This is a genomic window from Blastomonas sp. 34TW (assembly GCF_059803595.1).
The window spans coordinates 17,389-34,355 of the sequence record NZ_JAPFGW010000019.1 but is presented as its reverse complement, the minus strand read 5'-3'; the positions used below and the strand labels follow the sequence as shown (position 1 = coordinate 34,355).

Genomic DNA, 16,967 nt, shown 5'->3' with positions numbered 1-16,967 from the left:
CCAGTGATCCCCCTATGGCACTGAACCTAGCACAGGGCCTAAGTCCCTAATTTTATGCACACCGTACACCCGAGGTCGGGTAGTTTGTCATACTAACGCATTGAAATATAACAATCCGCCTACCGTCCCGGAGAGGGGTTTGTCGCCCTCTCCGAATGGCCATCTGCCCACTGAAGCAGAGAGCAGTTTACAGCCAAGGCCACGGAAGCCGTACGACCATCCCGGCCCGATGCGGCTCGATGGTTACATGGCCCGGATGAGGCCGCCCGCAGCCGATACTATTCTGTGGGATAGCCTCGTGCCGGGTTTTGGCCTGCGGTGTTTCGCGTCAGGCGCCAAAAGCTGGGTAATCAGATATCGGGACCGCAGTGCACGGCGGTTGAAGACGATCGGCCATCCTCCTGCTCTCGATGTGCATCGCGCGCGCCGCATTGCGCAGGCGCTGATCGCGGCAGCCGAACTCGACGGACTGCCGCTACCCGAGGACACACAAGTGCAAGAGCAGGTCCTGTTCGGAGCCGTGGTCGAAGAACTGATGGGCGCGCTTGCGCGCTCCTGGAAATCGAGCACGCTCAAACGCAACCAGGATGCGCTGCGCAGGGAGTTGCTTCCCGCCTTTGGCGAAATGCCCATTATGACAATCTTGAAGCCGGACGTCGTGCGTTGGCGCGACAACATGGCTTCGCGGCCCCATGCCTTCAACCGCGCTCTGCCAGTGCTCTCGATGCTGATGCAAGAGGCTGAGCGGTTCGGATACCGCAAGCCTTCCTCCAACCCATGCCGCCTCATACCGCGCTATCCCAGAACGAAAAAGGAGCGCTTTCTCAGCCACAGGGAATACCGCAGCCTTGCTGCGGTATTGAAGGACGCGGAAGGGGAGATGGCGCAAGCAGTGGCGATCATCCGGCTGCTGATCTACACCGGCGCGCGTTCAGGGGAAATCACCGGCCTGAGGTGGGAATGGATCAAGCCGCCACGCATCTTTCTCCCCGACAGCAAGACAGGTGCCAAGGTCATCCTGCTTAATGCTTCGGCCCGCGCCGTGCTCGAGCGGGTCGGGCAGGGCACAAGTGAGAGGGAAGGGCTTGTCTTTCCCAATTCCGCGGGCACCGCGCCGATGAACATTCAACCCCAATGGATCGCATTGCGTGCCCGCGCAGGGCTGCGCGATGTGCGCCTGCATGATTTGCGCCACAGCTTTGCCTCTGTCGCGATCCGCGAAGGGATATCGCTTGTGCAAATCGGTCGACTGCTCGGTCATGCACTGCCCGAGACCACCGAGCGCTATGCCCATCTTGCTGATGACGATGTTGCGCAGGCAGCCGAGCGGGTCAGCTCTGCCATCGCCGCCGGAATGGGGCTTCAGCTATGAACGCCCGGGTACTATCGGAGCTTGTCGCCGCAGAACTGGTCAAGCTCGGCCTCGAAGCCAATGGCGCTGCCGAGCGCGGGCAGCGTCATACGCGCTGGTGCCCGAGACAGCCTGGCTTTGGCACCCGCAGCTATGCTGGCGGGCGCAGTGTCTATGTCGTGCAGACCAAGATGCAGGGCCGCTTGCGGACGGTCACTCTGTGTGACGTGCGGCTCATTACAATCACTAAGGCGCGCGCCATCGCGCGCCGGGTGCTGCTGCGTGCTCAGGTTGGCGAGAACCCCGCCTGCACTCGTACAGAGCGCCGCGCTGTTCCGCTGTTCCGGCGGTTCCTTGATGAGTACTGGAACGTTGTGTCGCCGAGTTGGAAATCTTCGACCCTTCAAAGCAATCGCCATTATCGCCGTCATCTCGAAAGAGCCTTTCCCCGCGCTTTTCTTGACCAGATCGGCCCTGGTGATGTGCAACGTTGGTTTGCAAAGATTACGGAAGCAGCAGGACCCGCTGCTGCTAACCGCGCATTTGAGCTTTTGCGCGCGTTATTCGTCAAAGCTGAAGAGTGGGGCATTCTTTCGGAATCTGCGAGCCCGTGTCGCGGAATCACGCGCAACAAACTGCGCAAGCATGAATGCCGACTTTCGGCGTTAGAGCTCGAGCATTTTGGCGCGGCGCTCGTCAATGCCGAGGATAATCATCCGATGGCAGTGGCAGCCATCCGGCTAATTGCACTCACGGGTTGCCGCAAAAGCGAGATCCTGAATCTGACCTGGAATGAAGTGCGGGGTCGCCGCCTGCTGCTGACCGATGCGAAAACCGGTCCACGTACCGTATGGTTGGGCAAGGCCGGGGAGGCGATCCTTGCCAGCCTTGAGCCTCATCCCGCGCTCGACGAAGTATTCTGGTGGAATGATCAGCCCCTATCTATCTCGCGGCTCGATCACGTCTATCGGTCATGCCGGAACGCCGCCGGGCTTAGCCACGTCAGAATGCACGATCTGCGCCACAGTTTTGCCAGCCACGCCGCATCGATGTCCGAAACGCTCCCTATGATCGCGAGATTGATGGGGCACTGCAGTACTGCCATGACAGCCCGTTACGCTCATCTTGATGACGCCGATGTGCTCGAGGTTTGTGAGCGGATCGGGGCGGTGATCTCCCGGGCAATGGGAGAGCGGTGAACTGCCATGTCGATTGTTGACCGAAATGCGGTGCTACAGTTAGCTGCACACCGGTCACGTTCGGCGAACTTCTATTCATGCGCATCCTGTGGTTCAAACTATTGCTTGGTTTGGGACAATGCTGCCGTTCGACGTGCGCCGCTCAAACGGCAGGCTTCGCCGCAACCCGCCTTAGCTAGCGTGAGATGGGGCGGATGGGGGTCTGGGGCAAAAGGTTTCCGGCTCAGGTGTCAACACCGGGACAAAAAACGGGCCAGGCTGTCAAAACCGGTCGACAGTCGAGCACTGGCGCACTTCGGTGATTACCTCTGCGGTCGGGGATCCCCGCGTCCGAAGGCGTAGTCGCTAATCAGCGAGCCGCAGACACCGTTATTCCCGCTACATCATCTAGTGGCAGCTGTGCACCACAATGATGGCCGGCGGCCTCACCGACACGCTGGATCTGGCTTTGCTCCATACCACCTGCCCCCACGAGTTGCACAGTGGCAAGTGGTATGGCTAGCCGCTCATCCTTTAGGTTTCAGCGTCAAGGGAAGGCCGGCGAACATTATGACTGCCTCTTCAACCAATGCCGCTATTTCCTGATTGATGCGGCCCGCAACATCGCGAAACCTTCTGGCAAGGGCGTTGTCGGGTACAATGCCCAGACCCACTTCGTTGGCGACCAGAATGACCGGCCCCCGTGCGGCTGAAAGCGAGCGCGTCAGTCCTTCCGTAGCGGCAGCCGTATCGCGTTCCGCCAGCATCAGGTTCGAAGCCCACAGCGTCAGGCAATCGACCAGCACCACCGTCTCGGGCGTGCTATATACCGTGATCGCCTCCGCCAGTTCCAGGGGGGCCTCGACGGTTGACCAGCGCGGCCCACGATCGGCACGGTGCAGGGCAATCCGCTCGCGCATCTCGTCATCGAAGGCCTGGGCTGAGGCCAGATAGATCAGTTCACCCGCCAGGGCCTCTGCCCTGCCTTGCGCATAGCGGCTCTTGCCCGAACGCGCGCCGCCCAGCACCAGCAAGTGGGACAAGGCGCTGCTCATGCGCTGTCTCCCGCCGGGACGGAAGCGGGTCTCTCCGCCATGGCCAGCGCCACCAGCGCGTCAATATCGAGATGCTCCTCAAGCGCGGCTGCGATCTCGTCCAGCGCCGCCTCGACAGAGGCGCCATAGTCCACGCCCCCGGCTTCTACATCCATGCGCGACAGCAGCGCCCGGCGCAGCTCCGCATCAGCCAGCAGGCCGTGGACATAGGAACCAAACACCGTGCCGCCCGCATTTATCGCGCCATCGCGGCGGCCATCGGCGAAAACGGCGAAGGGCTGTTCCGTATCCGGCCCGTTGGTTTGCCCCATGTGCATTTCATATCCCTGGAATGGCGCGCCCATCGCCAGCCCGCTGACCGGACGCAACGCCTTGTGCGCGTGCAAGGTCGTTTCAACATCAAGCAGGCCAAGGCCGCTGGCAGCGCTGGCCGAACCTTCAAACCCATCGGGATCGGCGATGCTTTTGCCGAGCATCTGGTAACCACCGCAAAGCCCAAGGATCAGCCCGCCGCGCCGGTGATGCGCAAAAATATCGATGTCCCAGCCCTCTGCACGCAGAGCGGCCAGATCGGCGATTGTCGACTTTGACCCGGGCAGGATGATGAGTGCGGCCTCTGCCGGGATCGGCTGGCCGGGCGGAACCATGTGCAGGTCCACACCATGTTCGAGCTTCAGCGGATCGAGGTCATCGAAATTAGATATGCGCGGCAGGATCGGACAGGCGATCAGCTTGCGGCTTTCAGCCCGCGCCTTGCCGCTCTCCAGCACCACGGCATCCTCGCTGGGGAGCCGCGCCGCCGCGCTCAACCATGGGACAACGCCGAAGCCGCGCCAGCCTGAGAGGCTTTCGATCTGGGCGTAGCCATCGGCGAACAGGGCGGGATCCCCCCGAAACTTGTTGATGATGAAACCCTGGATCATCGCCGTGTCGGCGGGGTCGATGATCGTTCTCGTGCCAACGATGGCGGCAATGACTCCGCCGCGATCAATATCGCCGACCAGCACGACGGGCACGCCTGCCGCTCGCGCAAAGCCCATATTGGCGATGTCGCCAGCGCGCAGGTTGATTTCCGCAGGAGAGCCGGCACCCTCGACAACGACGATGTCGCACGCCCGGCGGAGCCGGTTATAGCTGGCCAGAACTTCGCCGAGCAGCGCGCCCCGTGCCTGCCGAAAATTGCCCGCGCCCAATGTGCCGCGCACCCGACCATGCACGATCAGTTGCGATGTGCGGTCGGCCTGCGGTTTCAGCAGCACCGGATTCATGTCGGTATGCGGCTCCACCTTGCAGGCGATTGCCTGCAAGGCCTGCGCCCGGCCGATCTCGCCGCCATCGCTGGTGACGGCAGCATTGTTCGACATGTTCTGCGGCTTGAACGGCAAGACCCGCAAACCCCGCTGCACCAGGGCGCGGCACAGCCCCGCCACCAGCACGGATTTGCCCACATCAGAGCCGGTGCCCTGAAGCATTATAGCGCCCATGCTGCACCTCCTGCAATACCGGCCGCCATGAACCACAGGCACAGACATGCACGGGCGTAGATGCCCAATCCGCGCCAAATATCCTCTGTCCGGGCCGGGCGGTCTCCCTCCCCAATCCAGAGCTTGTCCGAAAGAATCCCGTCATAAGCGATTGGCCCAGCCAGGCGCAGCCCCAGCGCCCCAGCCATCGCGGCCTCGGGCCAGCCCGCATTGGGCGAGGCGTGCCTGGACGCATCGCGCCACAATATCCGCCAGCCACCCCCGCCGCACAGGCAGATCAGCAATCCCGACAGGCGCGCTGGAATGAGGTTCATCGCATCGTCGGTGCGGGCCGCAGCCCAACCATAGGCGCGCCATCGCTCCTCGCGGTGCCCAATCATGCTGTCGGCGGTGTTGATCGCCTTATAGGCCCAGATACCGGGCAGCCCCAGCACCAGCAGCCAGAACAACGGCGCGACCACCCCGTCGCAGAAACTTTCCGCCAGACTCTCGATCGCCGCGCGGGCAACACCCGCGTCATCAAGCGCGGCTGTATCGCGGCCAACGATCATGCCGACTGTGGCGCGCGCGGCTGGCAGATCCTGCCGCTCCAGCGCATCGGCAACGAGGCGGACGTGGTCGTACAGGCTGCGCTGCGCCAGACCCGGCCAGGCCAGCACAGCGATCAGGGGCCAGGCCCAAGGCCCGGCGATTGCCACGAGCAGACTTTGCAGCACCCAGCCCGCACCGCCCGCCATACCCAGCAGGATCAGGACGGTGACCGCCCCGGCCATGCGCCGCTGTCCATCGGAACGCGAGGGGACATTCCAGCGCCGTTCCAGCGCGGCGATAATCCGCGCAAAGATGCCCACAGGATGGCCGATCCGGCGATACAGCGGCTGAGGCCAGCCCACTGCCGCGTCGAGCACCAAGGCCAGGAAAGCAGTCAGATCAATCATCAGCCAGCGCCGCATCAAGGCGATCCAGCGCCTGTCGGTCGGCGGGCAGGCCCAGGCGCAGCCAGCGCGGATCGTAATCGAACGGCCGCGTCAGGATGGAATGGCGCGCAAGGCGTTCGAACAGCGCGGCGGCATCGTCCGTTTCGATCAGCCGGAACAGCGGGCAAGCACCTATCGCGCTGTAGCCCCGCCGCGCCAGCACCGCGTCCAGCGCATCCGCCTGTTCACGCAAGGCCATCCGCATGGCGGCTGTCCAGTCCACATCCTGATATGCCGCTGTGCCGATGGCCAGCGCCGCTGCCGATAGCGGCCAACTGCCCAGCCGCTGCCGATATTGCGCGATCAGCGCGCGCGGTCCCAGCACAAAGCCGAGCCGCACCCCGGCCAGCCCGAAGAATTTGCCGAACGAGCGGAAGATAATCAGCCGCTGTCCGTCCTGCACATGGGCGGCAAGGCTGCTGTGCGGGGCGGCATCGGCAAAGGCTTCGTCCACGACCAGCCACGCTGCGCTGTCGCGCCGCGCCGCCAGCCAGCCAAGCAGGGTGGCAGGCGACATGATCCGGCCATCGGGGTTATTGGGATTGGCAAGGATGATGGTCGCCTCCTCCGTTCCGGTCAGCTCGGTCAGGGCTACGGGGCGGCTGCGGGGAATCATTTCGCCATGGGTGCGATAGCTGGGCTGGGCGTGGATGGCAGCGCCGGGCAGGATGTCACCCAGCATCCGCAGGCCGATCTCCGTGCCTGGTACGGCACAGACATGGGCTGGGTCAGTGCCGAAACAGGCGGCGGCAGCGGCCTCCAGATCGTTCAGCGCGCCGGTGTCGGGCAGCGCCTGCCAGTCCACTGCCAGATTGTCCGCGCCGGGCCAGCCATGCGGATTGATGCCGGTGGACAGGTCGATCCACGGCGCCTTGCCCATGCCGAACTGCGCCATGGCATCGGCCAACCTGCCGCCGTGAAAACTGAAGCTGTTCATGTCGTGTGTATCCATAGGCCCGTGATTGCCACGCTCAGCAGCAAGCCGGTTTCGATCAACTCGATGCCTGCACCATGGCCATCGCCGGAAATCCCGCCCAACGCGCGGCGCACGTGCCACCCCCACCACAGAACGAGCAATGGTGTGACAAGCAGCGCCGGAGTGAACCACGCCGCCGCTGCCAGCGCGGCCGCCCAGCCCGCAAGATCGATCGGGCCGATGGCGGAACGGAATCGAGCCGCCAGCCCCTGATGCAGCGGCATCAGCCACCATGTCCACACCAGCGGGCCGATGCGCGCGGCAAACGGCACCAGTACCAGCGCGCCAAACGCCCGTGCATCCACCAGCATATCCAGCAGCACCAACTTGCTCAGCAGTTGGAGCACAATCGCGACAACGCCGAAGCTGCCGACATGGGGATCGGCCAGAACGGCCAGCAGCCGCTCGCGATCTTTATGCGCCGCGCCGCTGGCATCGGCGAGGTCGGCCAGGCCATCAAGGTGCAGCGCGCCGGTCACGCCCACCCAGACGATCAGTGCGGCTAATGCGCCCAGCCGGTGATCGACCAGCGCGCCTGCCCATGCGGCTCCCGCAACCGCTGCACCAATAACCAGGCCTACAGCGGGAAACCAGCGCATCGACCGGGCAAACGCGGCATCATCCACGACGATTGTCCGCAGTGGAGCTGGCATAGGCAGCCGCGTCAGGAATTGCAGGGCGATGATGAAGCCCCTCACGGATAAAGCCCCGCGATCTGTGCCGTGGGGGTTGCTCCGGGCCAGACGCGCAACGTCAGCAGGCAATTGTAGGGCAGGTCAACGGCCCACGTCTGGTGCATGTCAAACCCGCACAACACCGCCAGCGCCGCCCGCATCGCGCCTCCATGCGTGACGATCAGCGTCGGCCGCGCGGCCAGATCGCCAAGGGCGCTGGATACTCGTTCCACCAGCGCCGACCAGCGTTCTCCACCGGGCGGCGCATGGCCATCGGGATCGTCCCAGAACCGCGCCAGTGCCGCGCCTTCTACATCGCCGGGAGCCATCCCGTCCCATGCGCCAAAGTCCAGTTCGCGCCAGCGCGGATCGATTGACAGCGGCGCACCGGTCGCAAGGGCAATGGCCTCGCCCGCCAAACGCGCCCGCGACAGGTCGGAAGCGATCAGCACTTCAGCCGCCAGATTCCGCGCCTGATCGGCGCAGGCCGCGATACCGGCGGCAATAGGCGGCGCATCGGTAAGACCAATCAGCCGCCCCGCGCCTTCCGGTTCACCGTGGCGCAGGAGATAAAGGGGAAAGCTGCTCACAGGCCGTCTGCCACCCCGGCCTGCGCAAAAGTGGCCATGCCGTTGTGCGTGGCCAGCGCTGCCCGGATTACCGACACGGCCAGCGCCGCGCCGCTGCCTTCGCCCAATCGCATCCCCAGCGACAGCAGGGGATCAAGGCCCAGATGCTCCAGCAAGCGGATATGCCCCGGTTCAGCCGAACAATGGCCCGCCAGACAATGATCGGTGATCGCCGGAACGGCGGCGGCCAGCGGCGCCAGTGCGGCGCAACTGATGAACCCGTCCAGCACCACCGGGATGCGCAGACGGCGCGCCTCCAGCACGGCCCCGGCAACGCCTGCGATTTCGCGCCCGCCCAACCGGCGCAGGATTTCAAACGGGGTGTCCGGCGCATCGGCATGAAAGGCCAGCGCCCGCTCTACCACGGCTACCTTGCGCGCAATTCCGCCCGCATCAACGCCCGTTCCCGGCCCGGCCCATTGCGCGGGACTGCCGCCATAACTGCGCGCGCAAAGCGCGGCGGCGGCGGTTGAATTGCCAATGCCCATTTCGCCAACGACCAGCAGGTGCAGCCCCGGCTCCACCACCGCCGCTCCGGCAGCAAGTGCAGCAAGGCACTCCGTCTCGTCCATTGCCGCAGCGATGGTGAAGTCCGCCGTGGGCCGGTCCAGATCGAGTGCGATGACCCGCAGATCAAGTCCGGCGGCCCCGGCCAGTGCGTTGATGGCGGCACCTCCGGCAGCGAAATTGCCGACCATCGCGGCAGTCACGCTGGCGGGAAAGGCGCTGACCCCGTGGACAACGAAGCCATGATTCCCGGCAAAGATCGCCGCGCGGCCCTGTTCGATCACCGGCTGCGCCGTGCCCTGCCATCCGGCCATAAACACCGCGATGTCTTCCAGTCGCCCCAGCGATCCGGCGGGCTTGGTCAGGCTGGCCTGCCGCGCCCGCGCAGCGGTGATGGCGTCCGCATCGGCCACAGGCAAACGCTCAAGCGCCGCTTCAAAGGCGGCAAGGGACGCAAACCGGCTCATTCCGCAACGAAGCCCTGCGGCGGGGTGCGGGTTATGAAATGCCCCTTCACGCCTTGCGGCCATTGCTTGAACGGCACCCGGCCATGTTCGCTGGCGGCATAGTGGACCGCATAGTCCAGAATGGCGGTGGCGGCGTCCTCGTCCGGCGTGAACCGGCCCAGAACATAGCCGACCTTGCCGGGCGCGCGCAGGTGGATTGTGCAGAAATCGGTGCAGGCGAACAGGCACGGCATCTCCTGCACCGCCACCCCGGCATAGCGCGCGTCGCTCTCCTGTACCTGTCGCAGCGCCGCCACCAGTTGCGCGCCGCCGCGCGTCCCGGCGGAGTCCTCACGCGCATCGGCGCTATGGCGGCAAGTGTTGCAGGCCACGATAGCGGGGCCGTCCTCCACGGGTATCAGCATGGTTTTCTGGTCCTTTGATTGAAAATCATCGTTCGAACACCCGGTCGCTCCACGGTTCACGCGGTTGCCAACCGTGCCGTTCTAGTTCGGGTGTGTCGGATGTGTCTGCCGGATAGCCAATGCACAGCAGCGCGATCAGCGACCAATGCGCGGGTACATCCAGCATGGCCTGAACCAAAGGCGGATCAACGATCGACACCCAGCCAAGGCCAATGCCGCGCAGCCGTGCCGCGAGCCAGAGATTGTGGATCGCCAGCACACAGGAATATCGCAGCATTTCAGGCATGGTGGCAATGCCAAGGCCGTGCCCCGCCTCGGGCAGTTCATCGCAGAACACCGCCATCAGTTCGGGCGCTTCACGCAAGCCGTGCAGCTTTAGCGACAGGTAGTGATCGTGCCGCGCCTGCCCGGCATAACGCTCCGCCGCTTGTGCACTTTGCCCATCGGCATGGGCGGCCAGCGCCTCGCGGATGTCAGGCGTCCGCACCCGCACAAATCGCCACGGCTGCGCATTGCCGACCGACGGCGCAAGCGAGGCACAGGCCAGCAGCGCGCGCATGTCCGCTTCGCCCACGGCGCGGCGGTCGAAATGCCGGACATCGCGCCGCCAGCGCAGCAATTGCATGAATTGCTCCGCAAATTCCGCGCCGAACACAGGCGGGACCGCGCTCAGAACTCGATCCCCGGTCAAAATTCAATGCCGGCCTGGGCCTTCACGCCGGAGCGGAATGGATGCTTGACCATGGTCATTTCGGTAACAAGGTCGGCCGCCTCGATCAGCGCCTCGGGGGCGTTGCGGCCTGTGACGATAACGTGCTTCATCATGTCGCGCGCGGTCAGCACCGCCACCACTTCATCGACCGGCAGATAATCATACCGCAGCACGATGTTCAGTTCGTCGGCCAGCACCATGTGATAGCTGGGATCGGCGATCATGCGCTTGACCTCGTCCCAGCCGGCGCGGGCGGCCGCGATATCGCGTGTGCGGTCCTGCGTGTCCCAGGTAAAACCCTCGCCCATCGGCTTGAATTCGACATTGTCGGGAAAGGCATCGAACACGGCCTTTTCACCCGTTTTCATCGCCCCTTTGACAAACTGGACCACCCCCACTTTCATGCCGTGGCCAATGGCGCGAACCACCATGCCCAGCGCCGCGCTGGTTTTGCCCTTGCCCTTGCCGGTGTGGACGATCAGCAGGCCCTGTTCGCGGGTCTTGCTGGCCATGATCTTGGCCTGCGCGGTCTGCTTCTTGCGCATCTTTTCGGCGTGGCGGGCATCGCCGCCTGCAACTTCTACTTGGTTTTCAGGTTCCATCGGCCAATTCCCTTCGCATGAGATAGACATCCATGATCCAGCCATGGCGCGCGCGCAGTTCCGCCCGGCGCAACGCGATCCGGGGACCGGCTTGCGCCAGGGGGCCCTGTTCCAGCGCCTCGTGCGCCATGCCCAGATAAGCGCCCCACCAGATGGTGATGCCTTGCGGTTGCAGCCCCTCGAACGCGCAACCGCTGTCAAGCATCACGACAATCGTGTCGGCTCCGGCAGGCCAGCCATGGGCGCGCAGCAGCCGCCCGGTGGTGATCGTCACCGGGCCGGCCAGCGGGTTCAACGGCATGGCATGGGCAGCGGTCAGCGCCTGAATACTGGTGATGCCCGGCACCACCCGCACGGCGATTTCCACCCCCGCGCTGCGCAGCCGGTCAGCAATGCGCAAGGTGCTGTCATACAGCGAGGGATCACCCCAGACGAGCAGCGCCAGCTTGCCACCGCCGGGCAAATGTTCGGCGATCTGCACCCGCCACGCATCGGCAATGGCATCATGCCAAGCGTTGACGTCATCCAGATAAGTGGCCCCATTGCCGCGCACTGGCAAGTCAAATTCCACAATCCGCGTTGGCCCCGTCAGCACCTGCGCGCAGATCTCCCGGCGCAGGTCGATCAGATCGGACTTGGCCTGCCCCTTGCGCGGCAACAGGATCAGGTCGGCACGGTTCATCGCCGCGACAGCCTGCGCTGTCAGGTGATCGGGGTTGCCAGTGCCGATACCGATCAGGTGGAGGTCGATCATTGGGCATCTCGGCACGAAGCGGGCGCGATCATGTGGAAATAGCTGCCGGTGACATGGCCGCGATGCGATCCGCTTTCGGCCACCGCCGCGCCTTCGGCATCGGTCACAAGCGCCAGCGGCGCGTCGCTCTGTTCGGCAATGGTTGAATAGTGGAACTCGTGCCCGCGCAGCCTGGTCCCGGCGGCAAGGCGCGATACCGGCACCAGCAGTTCGGCATGGCGATAGCCAAGGTGCATCTTGCGCTGGGCATGGCTGGTGACAAGCCCCAGCAGCCCGGCCATCCGGTGCCGTTCTCCGCTCTTGTCGATCAACCCCTGCCCCAGCACCATATAGCCGCCGCATTCGCCGTGCACGGGCCGCGTTTGCGCATGGCAGCGCAGGCCGGACAGGAATGTTGCAGCCGCCGCAATGGTCCCGGCGTGCAGTTCGGGATAGCCGCCGGGCAACCACACCAGATCGGCATGGGCGGCAGGCGCTTCATCGGCCAGCGGCGAGAATGGCAGGATCTCCGCCCCGGCGCGCCGCCAGCCTTCGATCAGATGCGGGTAGACGAACGAAAAGGCCGCATCGCGCGCCATGGCGATCCGCTGGGCCGGAGGGGCAGGCAGGTTGCCGCCGTCGGCTTGTGGTGCGGCACCAGCGGCAAGGCGAATAACGTCAAGATCGACATGGGCGCGCAGGAACGCTGCAAACTCGGCAATCGCGCGATCAAGGTCGGGATGCTCCACCGCCTGAACCAGCCCCAGATGGCGTTCGGGCAGGGTCAGGTCGCCGCGCCTTGGCAGGGCGCCCAGCACCGGAATGCCCACCGCCTCCATGCCCTTGCGCACCAGCCGTTCATGACGCGGACTGGCCACGCGGTTCAGGATCACCCCGGCAAATGGCAGCCCCGGATCAAGGCTGCTGAACCCCAGCGCGGTGGCGGCGGCGGACTGCGCCTGCCCCGACACATCCAGCACCAGCACGATCGGCCAGCCCATCCGGCGGGCCATGTCGGCGCTGGCACCATTGCCCGACGCACCCTTGCTGGCCACGCCATCGAACAACCCCATCGACCCTTCGGCCAGCACCATGTCCGCGCCCCCGGCCTGCGCCGCAATGGCAGCGATCAGATCGTCCTCCATCGCCCAGCTATCGAGATTGAACGACGGCCTGCCACTCGCCGCGCGGTGAAACGCCGGGTCGATATAGTCCGGCCCGCTCTTGAACGGCTGCACCGCCAGCCCGTCTTCGGTCAGGGCGCGCAGCAGGCCCAGCATCACCGTGGTCTTGCCTGTGCCCGATGCGGGGGCGGCGATCATCAATCCCGGAGTCTGGTGGCGCGCGCTCATTCGGCCGCACCGCCAAAACGTGACGTGGCATCCTGCGGCCTGAACCGGCGATCATAACCGGGCGCATAGAGGCTGCTTTCGGCAAAATCCTGCGCCGCCAGCACCCGCCCGACCAGGATCAGGGCGGTGCGCTCCATGCTCCCGGCGATGGCCTGTTCAATAGTGTCGAGCGTGGCGCGCACGATCCGCTGATCGGGCCAACTGGCGCGCCAGACCACCGCGACGGGGCAATCCGCGCCATAGGCCGGCGTCAGGTCCGCCACCACTTGCGCCAGATTGTGAACCGAAAGGTGAATGGCCAGCGTCGCGCCGGTCACGGCAAAGTTGGCCAGGCTTTCGGCGGGCGGCATCGTGCTGGCGCGGCCCGGTGTGCGGGTCAGCACCAGCGATTGCGCCAGCGCGGGCAGGGTCAGCTCTGCCTCCAGCGCAGCGGCGGCGGCGGCGAAAGCCGGGACGCCGGGTGTGATCGTAAAGGGAATGTCCAGCGCGCGCAGGCGGCGCAACTGCTCGCCCATGGCAGACCACACCGAAAGATCGCCCGAATGCAGCCGCGCCACATCGTGCCCGGCGGCATGGGCGGCGGCGATTTCGGCCATGATCTGGTCCAGTTCCAGCGGCGCGGTGTTCACGATCCGGGCGCCCGGCGGGCAATGATCCAGCACGGCGACCGGGATCAGCGACCCGGCATAAAGGCACACCGGGCTGCCCGCGATCAGATCGCGTCCGCGCAAAGTGAGAAGATCGGGCGCGCCGGGACCGGCGCCAATGAAGTGGACGGTCATGTCGGGGTTCCCTGAAGGTTGACACTGGCAGCAATGGCGCACGTCGCCATGCGATCGGGGGAGATGTGGCGCGGCGACAGCAGGCGCGCACCCGCGCCAGCAGCGGCAAGCGCGGACGCTTCGGCCACGCTGCCGACGTGACGAGCGTTCAGGCTGGCGATGGAGCGCGTGGGGGTGGAAACGGCAGCCAGTGCATCGGACGCCACGCCCATCAGCGGCAGGCCCAGCGCTTCGGCCAGAGGGAGCAGCGCTGCGAGCTTGTCTTGCGCCGTGGCCAGATGCGTCACCGGCGGTTGCCCCTGCTCCGCCAGCGCGAACGCCGCGCGCAGCGAAGGCAGGCCGACGCCTGACCGAAAGCCGAACCCGGCGATGATCACAGCGTCACGCTCCATTGCACCACCGGATAGCGCGCGCGCCAGCCGTGCCGGTTGCCCAGCGGTGCGGCGTCGGCCAGTTCGATGCGCAGGAGGCTCCCGCCCTTCTGGCCATGCCACCGGGCTAGCAGCGCTTCTGATTCCAGCGTCACCGCATTGGTCACCAGCCGCGTTCCGGCGGGCAAACGTGCCCATAGCGTGTCCAGCAAGGCTTCCGATAAACCACCGCCGATGAACACCGCATCGGGCAATGGTCCCGGTGGCAGGGCATCCGGCGCAATCCCGACGACAACTTTCAGCCGATCAACGCCCAGCGCAGCGGCGTTGGCCCGCACACGGTCCGCGCGCACCGGATCCGCCTCTATCGCACAGGCCCGGTTGGCCAGGTGGGCCAGCAGCCATTCGATCCCGATCGATCCCGATCCCGCGCCAATATCCCACAGCAGCTCACCCGCACACGGGGCCAGCGCCGATAGCGTCAGCGCGCGTACCGGACGCTTGGTCAACTGCCCGTCGGACGCAAACCAGTGGTCCGGTCGGCCCGCCGTCAGCGGCAAGGACGGGCCATGCCCGGCACACTCGATCCCGGCCGCTACCGGATGGGCGATGTCGGTGAAAGACAGCCCCTCGGCGCGCGCGGTGCGAACCCGTTCGCGCGGCCCGCCCAGCGCTTCCATCACATGCAACGCTGACGCGCCAAAGCCTTGGCCGGTCAGATAGTCCGCCAGCGCGGCCACCGCCGCGCCATCGCGCAACAGTGCAATGACGCGCCGCCCTGGTGCCAGGTGGGGCTTGAGCCGATCTAACGGCGCGGCATGGAGGCCAAGACAGGCCACATCCTGAACCGGCCAGCCCAGCCGCGCAACCGCCAGCGTGAAAGTGGAAGGCGCGGGGATCGCCACCCATTCGCCCGGATCAAGCAGGCGCGCCACACTGCTTCCCGCCCCGAACCAGAACGGATCGCCCGATGCCAGCATCACCACCCGCTGCCCGCGATGTTGCATCAGCAGGGCAATGCCATCGGCAAAGGGTACTGGCCATTCGATCATGGTACAGGTAATCGCGGGCAGCAGCGACAGGTGCCGTGCCGGTCCCATGACCAGTCCGGCCTGCGCCAGCGCCGTGCGGGCGGCGGCGGAAAGGCCGTCCGGCCCGTCCTCGCCAATGCCGATGATCGTCAACCACGCTTCAGGAGCCATATCAGCCATGCCCAACGTCCTCCTGCTGGGCGGCACGACAGAGGCCAGCGCGCTTGCCCGCCTGCTTGGCGCGCGGGGCATTGCGACGACGCTCAGCTATGCCGGACGGACCGAAAACCCCCGCGCTCAACCGGTGCCGGTGCGTGTCGGCGGGTTCGGCGGTGTGGCGGGGCTGGCCGATTATCTGCGCCACCACCGCGTGACTCATCTGGTGGACGCGACCCACCCCTTTGCCGCAACGATGAGCAGCCATGCCGTGGAGGCGGCCCGCCTGGCCGGAGTGCCTCATGTAGCGCTGACCCGCCGGGCGTGGCAACCGGTCGCCGGAGACCGCTGGACCCGCGTTGCCAGCATCGACGGTGCGGTGGCAGCGCTGGCCGGGCACTCCCGCCGCGTAATGCTGGCGCTGGGCCGGATGCATGTGGCAGCCTTCGCTGCCCAGCCGCAGCATCATTATCTGTTGCGCTTTGTCGATGCGCCAGACCAGCCGCCGGGCTTGCCCCATCACACCCTGATCGTCGATCGCGGGCCGTTCACCGCCACAGGCGACAGCGCATTGATGGAGGCGCACGCCATCGATCTGGTGGTGTGCAAGAACGCTGGCGGGCAAGGCGCAGAGGCCAAGCTGATCGCCGCACGGGATCTGGGCCTGCCGGTCCTGATGATTGATCGCCCTGCCGTTCCGGGCCGGGCCGAATGCTATCGCCCGGAAGATGTACTGGTCTGGCTGGGTCATGACGCCGAACCCAAGGCCGAACGCGACGTGTAGAGGATCGGACCGAGCTTTCGCCCACTTGTCCGTTCGATGATCCGCGTCAGGCTTGATCCGACGATCACCATGGTCCGCATGTCGGCCATGTCTGCACGGGCCTGACCCAGCGGTACGATCCGCAATTGCTCGTCGGGCGTCGATACGGCGCGGGCGAACAAGATCGGGCGATCCGGGCCGCACACTTCGCGCAGCAATTCCAGCACACGTTCGAAACCTTCGGGCCGGGCTTTTGACCTCGGGTTGTAGAAGGCCATGGCAAAGTCCGCCTCTGCCGCCAGCCGCAACCGTTTTTCGATCAAATTCCACGGCTTGAGATTGTCCGACAGATTGATCGCGCAAAAATCATGACCCAGCGGCGCCCCCGCCCGCGCGCTGGCGGCCAGCATCGCGGTGATGCCGGGCAGCACCCGGATGTCGAGATCGCGCCAGTGGGCCGGGCCTGCCTCCAGCGCCTCGAACACGGCGGCGGCCATCGCGAAAACGCCCGGATCGCCCGATGATACCACCACCACGCGCCGCCCCTGCGCCGCGAGCTCCAGCGCATGGGCGGCCCGGTCCAGCTCCACCCGGTTATCGGACGGATGCAGTGTCAGCCCGGCGCGCGGGGCGATCCGGGCGACATAGGGAATATAGCCGATGACATCGCTTGCCCCGGCCAGAGCGGCGGTGACTTCGGGCGTAATCAGCGCCTCGTCGCCCGGCCCCAGACCGGCGATGGCCAGCCAGCCGCTCATGGCCC

The 16,967-nt window shown here is 65.6% G+C and carries 19 protein-coding genes; 3 read left to right on the top strand and 16 right to left on the bottom strand.

The genetic code is table 11. The features are described 5' to 3' along the window. Positions 1 to 229 precede the first annotated feature (229 nt). A complete protein-coding gene (locus OPU69_RS18145) occupies positions 230 to 1,372 on the top strand; it encodes a site-specific integrase (RefSeq protein WP_498512939.1) in 1,143 nt (380 codons plus the stop codon). After that, positions 1,369 to 2,550 (top strand): tyrosine-type recombinase/integrase, encoded by a 1,182-nt coding sequence (locus OPU69_RS18140; RefSeq protein ID WP_498512937.1) that lies wholly within the window; start codon positions 1,369 to 1,371, stop codon positions 2,548 to 2,550. The genes OPU69_RS18145 and OPU69_RS18140 overlap by 4 nt, the downstream gene beginning before the upstream one ends. A 506-nt stretch (positions 2,551 to 3,056) precedes the next feature. Here the strand turns inward: OPU69_RS18140 and cobU are convergent. The 15 genes from cobU to OPU69_RS18065 are packed head-to-tail and all read right to left on the bottom strand — an operon-like array spanning position 3,057 to position 15,456. Next, on the bottom strand, positions 3,057 to 3,584 hold the full coding sequence (gene cobU, locus OPU69_RS18135; RefSeq protein WP_011443984.1) for a bifunctional adenosylcobinamide kinase/adenosylcobinamide-phosphate guanylyltransferase: 528 nt from the start codon (positions 3,582 to 3,584) through the stop codon (positions 3,057 to 3,059). After that, entirely contained in the window at positions 3,581 to 5,068 is a 1,488-nt protein-coding gene (locus OPU69_RS18130) for a cobyric acid synthase (protein WP_041549915.1), read from the bottom strand. The genes cobU and OPU69_RS18130 overlap by 4 nt, the downstream gene beginning before the upstream one ends. After that, entirely contained in the window at positions 5,056 to 6,006 is a 951-nt protein-coding gene (gene cbiB, locus OPU69_RS18125) for an adenosylcobinamide-phosphate synthase CbiB (protein WP_011443986.1), read from the bottom strand. Before cbiB ends, OPU69_RS18130 begins: the two co-directional genes overlap by 13 nt. Further along, positions 5,999 to 6,982: a threonine-phosphate decarboxylase CobD gene (gene cobD / locus OPU69_RS18120; RefSeq protein ID WP_011443987.1), complete on the bottom strand. Its 984-nt coding sequence runs from the start codon at positions 6,980 to 6,982 to the stop codon at positions 5,999 to 6,001. Before cobD ends, cbiB begins: the two co-directional genes overlap by 8 nt. Continuing rightward, a complete protein-coding gene (locus OPU69_RS18115) occupies positions 6,979 to 7,719 on the bottom strand; it encodes an adenosylcobinamide-GDP ribazoletransferase (RefSeq protein WP_011443988.1) in 741 nt (246 codons plus the stop codon). The genes cobD and OPU69_RS18115 overlap by 4 nt, the downstream gene beginning before the upstream one ends. Then, positions 7,716 to 8,285, bottom strand: a complete 570-nt coding sequence (locus tag OPU69_RS18110) for a histidine phosphatase family protein (RefSeq protein ID WP_053556446.1) — start codon at positions 8,283 to 8,285, stop codon at positions 7,716 to 7,718. Before OPU69_RS18110 ends, OPU69_RS18115 begins: the two co-directional genes overlap by 4 nt. Then, complete coding sequence (gene cobT / locus OPU69_RS18105; protein WP_011443990.1) at positions 8,282 to 9,298, bottom strand: nicotinate-nucleotide--dimethylbenzimidazole phosphoribosyltransferase; 1,017 nt, start codon at positions 9,296 to 9,298, stop codon at positions 8,282 to 8,284. The genes OPU69_RS18110 and cobT overlap by 4 nt, the downstream gene beginning before the upstream one ends. Continuing rightward, a complete protein-coding gene (locus OPU69_RS18100) occupies positions 9,295 to 9,702 on the bottom strand; it encodes a DUF1636 domain-containing protein (protein WP_011443991.1) in 408 nt (135 codons plus the stop codon). Before OPU69_RS18100 ends, cobT begins: the two co-directional genes overlap by 4 nt. Before the next feature lie 25 nt (positions 9,703 to 9,727). Further along, positions 9,728 to 10,357: a 5,6-dimethylbenzimidazole synthase gene (gene bluB, locus OPU69_RS18095; protein ID WP_041549918.1), complete on the bottom strand. Its 630-nt coding sequence runs from the start codon at positions 10,355 to 10,357 to the stop codon at positions 9,728 to 9,730. A gap of 32 nt (positions 10,358 to 10,389) precedes the next feature. Beyond that, positions 10,390 to 11,016: a cob(I)yrinic acid a,c-diamide adenosyltransferase gene (gene cobO / locus OPU69_RS18090; protein ID WP_011443993.1), complete on the bottom strand. Its 627-nt coding sequence runs from the start codon at positions 11,014 to 11,016 to the stop codon at positions 10,390 to 10,392. Then, the gene (gene cobF / locus OPU69_RS18085) at positions 11,006 to 11,770 is read right to left on the bottom strand and encodes a precorrin-6A synthase (deacetylating) (protein WP_011443994.1); all 765 of its coding nucleotides are present in this window, start codon (positions 11,768 to 11,770) and stop codon (positions 11,006 to 11,008) included. Before cobF ends, cobO begins: the two co-directional genes overlap by 11 nt. After that, the gene (locus tag OPU69_RS18080) at positions 11,767 to 13,101 is read right to left on the bottom strand and encodes a cobyrinic acid a,c-diamide synthase CobB (RefSeq protein WP_011443995.1); all 1,335 of its coding nucleotides are present in this window, start codon (positions 13,099 to 13,101) and stop codon (positions 11,767 to 11,769) included. The genes cobF and OPU69_RS18080 overlap by 4 nt, the downstream gene beginning before the upstream one ends. Continuing rightward, positions 13,098 to 13,883: a precorrin-4 C(11)-methyltransferase gene (gene cobM / locus OPU69_RS18075; protein WP_011443996.1), complete on the bottom strand. Its 786-nt coding sequence runs from the start codon at positions 13,881 to 13,883 to the stop codon at positions 13,098 to 13,100. Before cobM ends, OPU69_RS18080 begins: the two co-directional genes overlap by 4 nt. Further along, positions 13,880 to 14,260 carry a cobalamin biosynthesis protein gene (locus OPU69_RS18070; RefSeq protein ID WP_011443997.1) on the bottom strand — a complete coding sequence of 127 codons (381 nt, stop codon included), beginning with the start codon at positions 14,258 to 14,260 and terminating at the stop codon, positions 13,880 to 13,882. Before OPU69_RS18070 ends, cobM begins: the two co-directional genes overlap by 4 nt. Continuing rightward, positions 14,257 to 15,456: a bifunctional cobalt-precorrin-7 (C(5))-methyltransferase/cobalt-precorrin-6B (C(15))-methyltransferase gene (locus tag OPU69_RS18065; protein WP_011443998.1), complete on the bottom strand. Its 1,200-nt coding sequence runs from the start codon at positions 15,454 to 15,456 to the stop codon at positions 14,257 to 14,259. Before OPU69_RS18065 ends, OPU69_RS18070 begins: the two co-directional genes overlap by 4 nt. Positions 15,457 to 15,463: 7 nt before the next feature. On the opposite strand from OPU69_RS18065, the gene OPU69_RS18060 reads away from it, so the two are divergent. After that, positions 15,464 to 16,225, top strand: a complete 762-nt coding sequence (locus tag OPU69_RS18060) for a cobalt-precorrin-6A reductase (protein ID WP_011443999.1) — start codon at positions 15,464 to 15,466, stop codon at positions 16,223 to 16,225. Here the strand turns inward: OPU69_RS18060 and cobJ are convergent. Next, positions 16,189 to 16,962, bottom strand: coding sequence for a precorrin-3B C(17)-methyltransferase (gene cobJ, locus OPU69_RS18055; protein WP_041549922.1), 774 nt, complete (start codon positions 16,960 to 16,962; stop codon positions 16,189 to 16,191). The genes OPU69_RS18060 and cobJ overlap by 37 nt on opposite strands. Between the last annotated feature and the right edge of the window lie 5 nt (positions 16,963 to 16,967).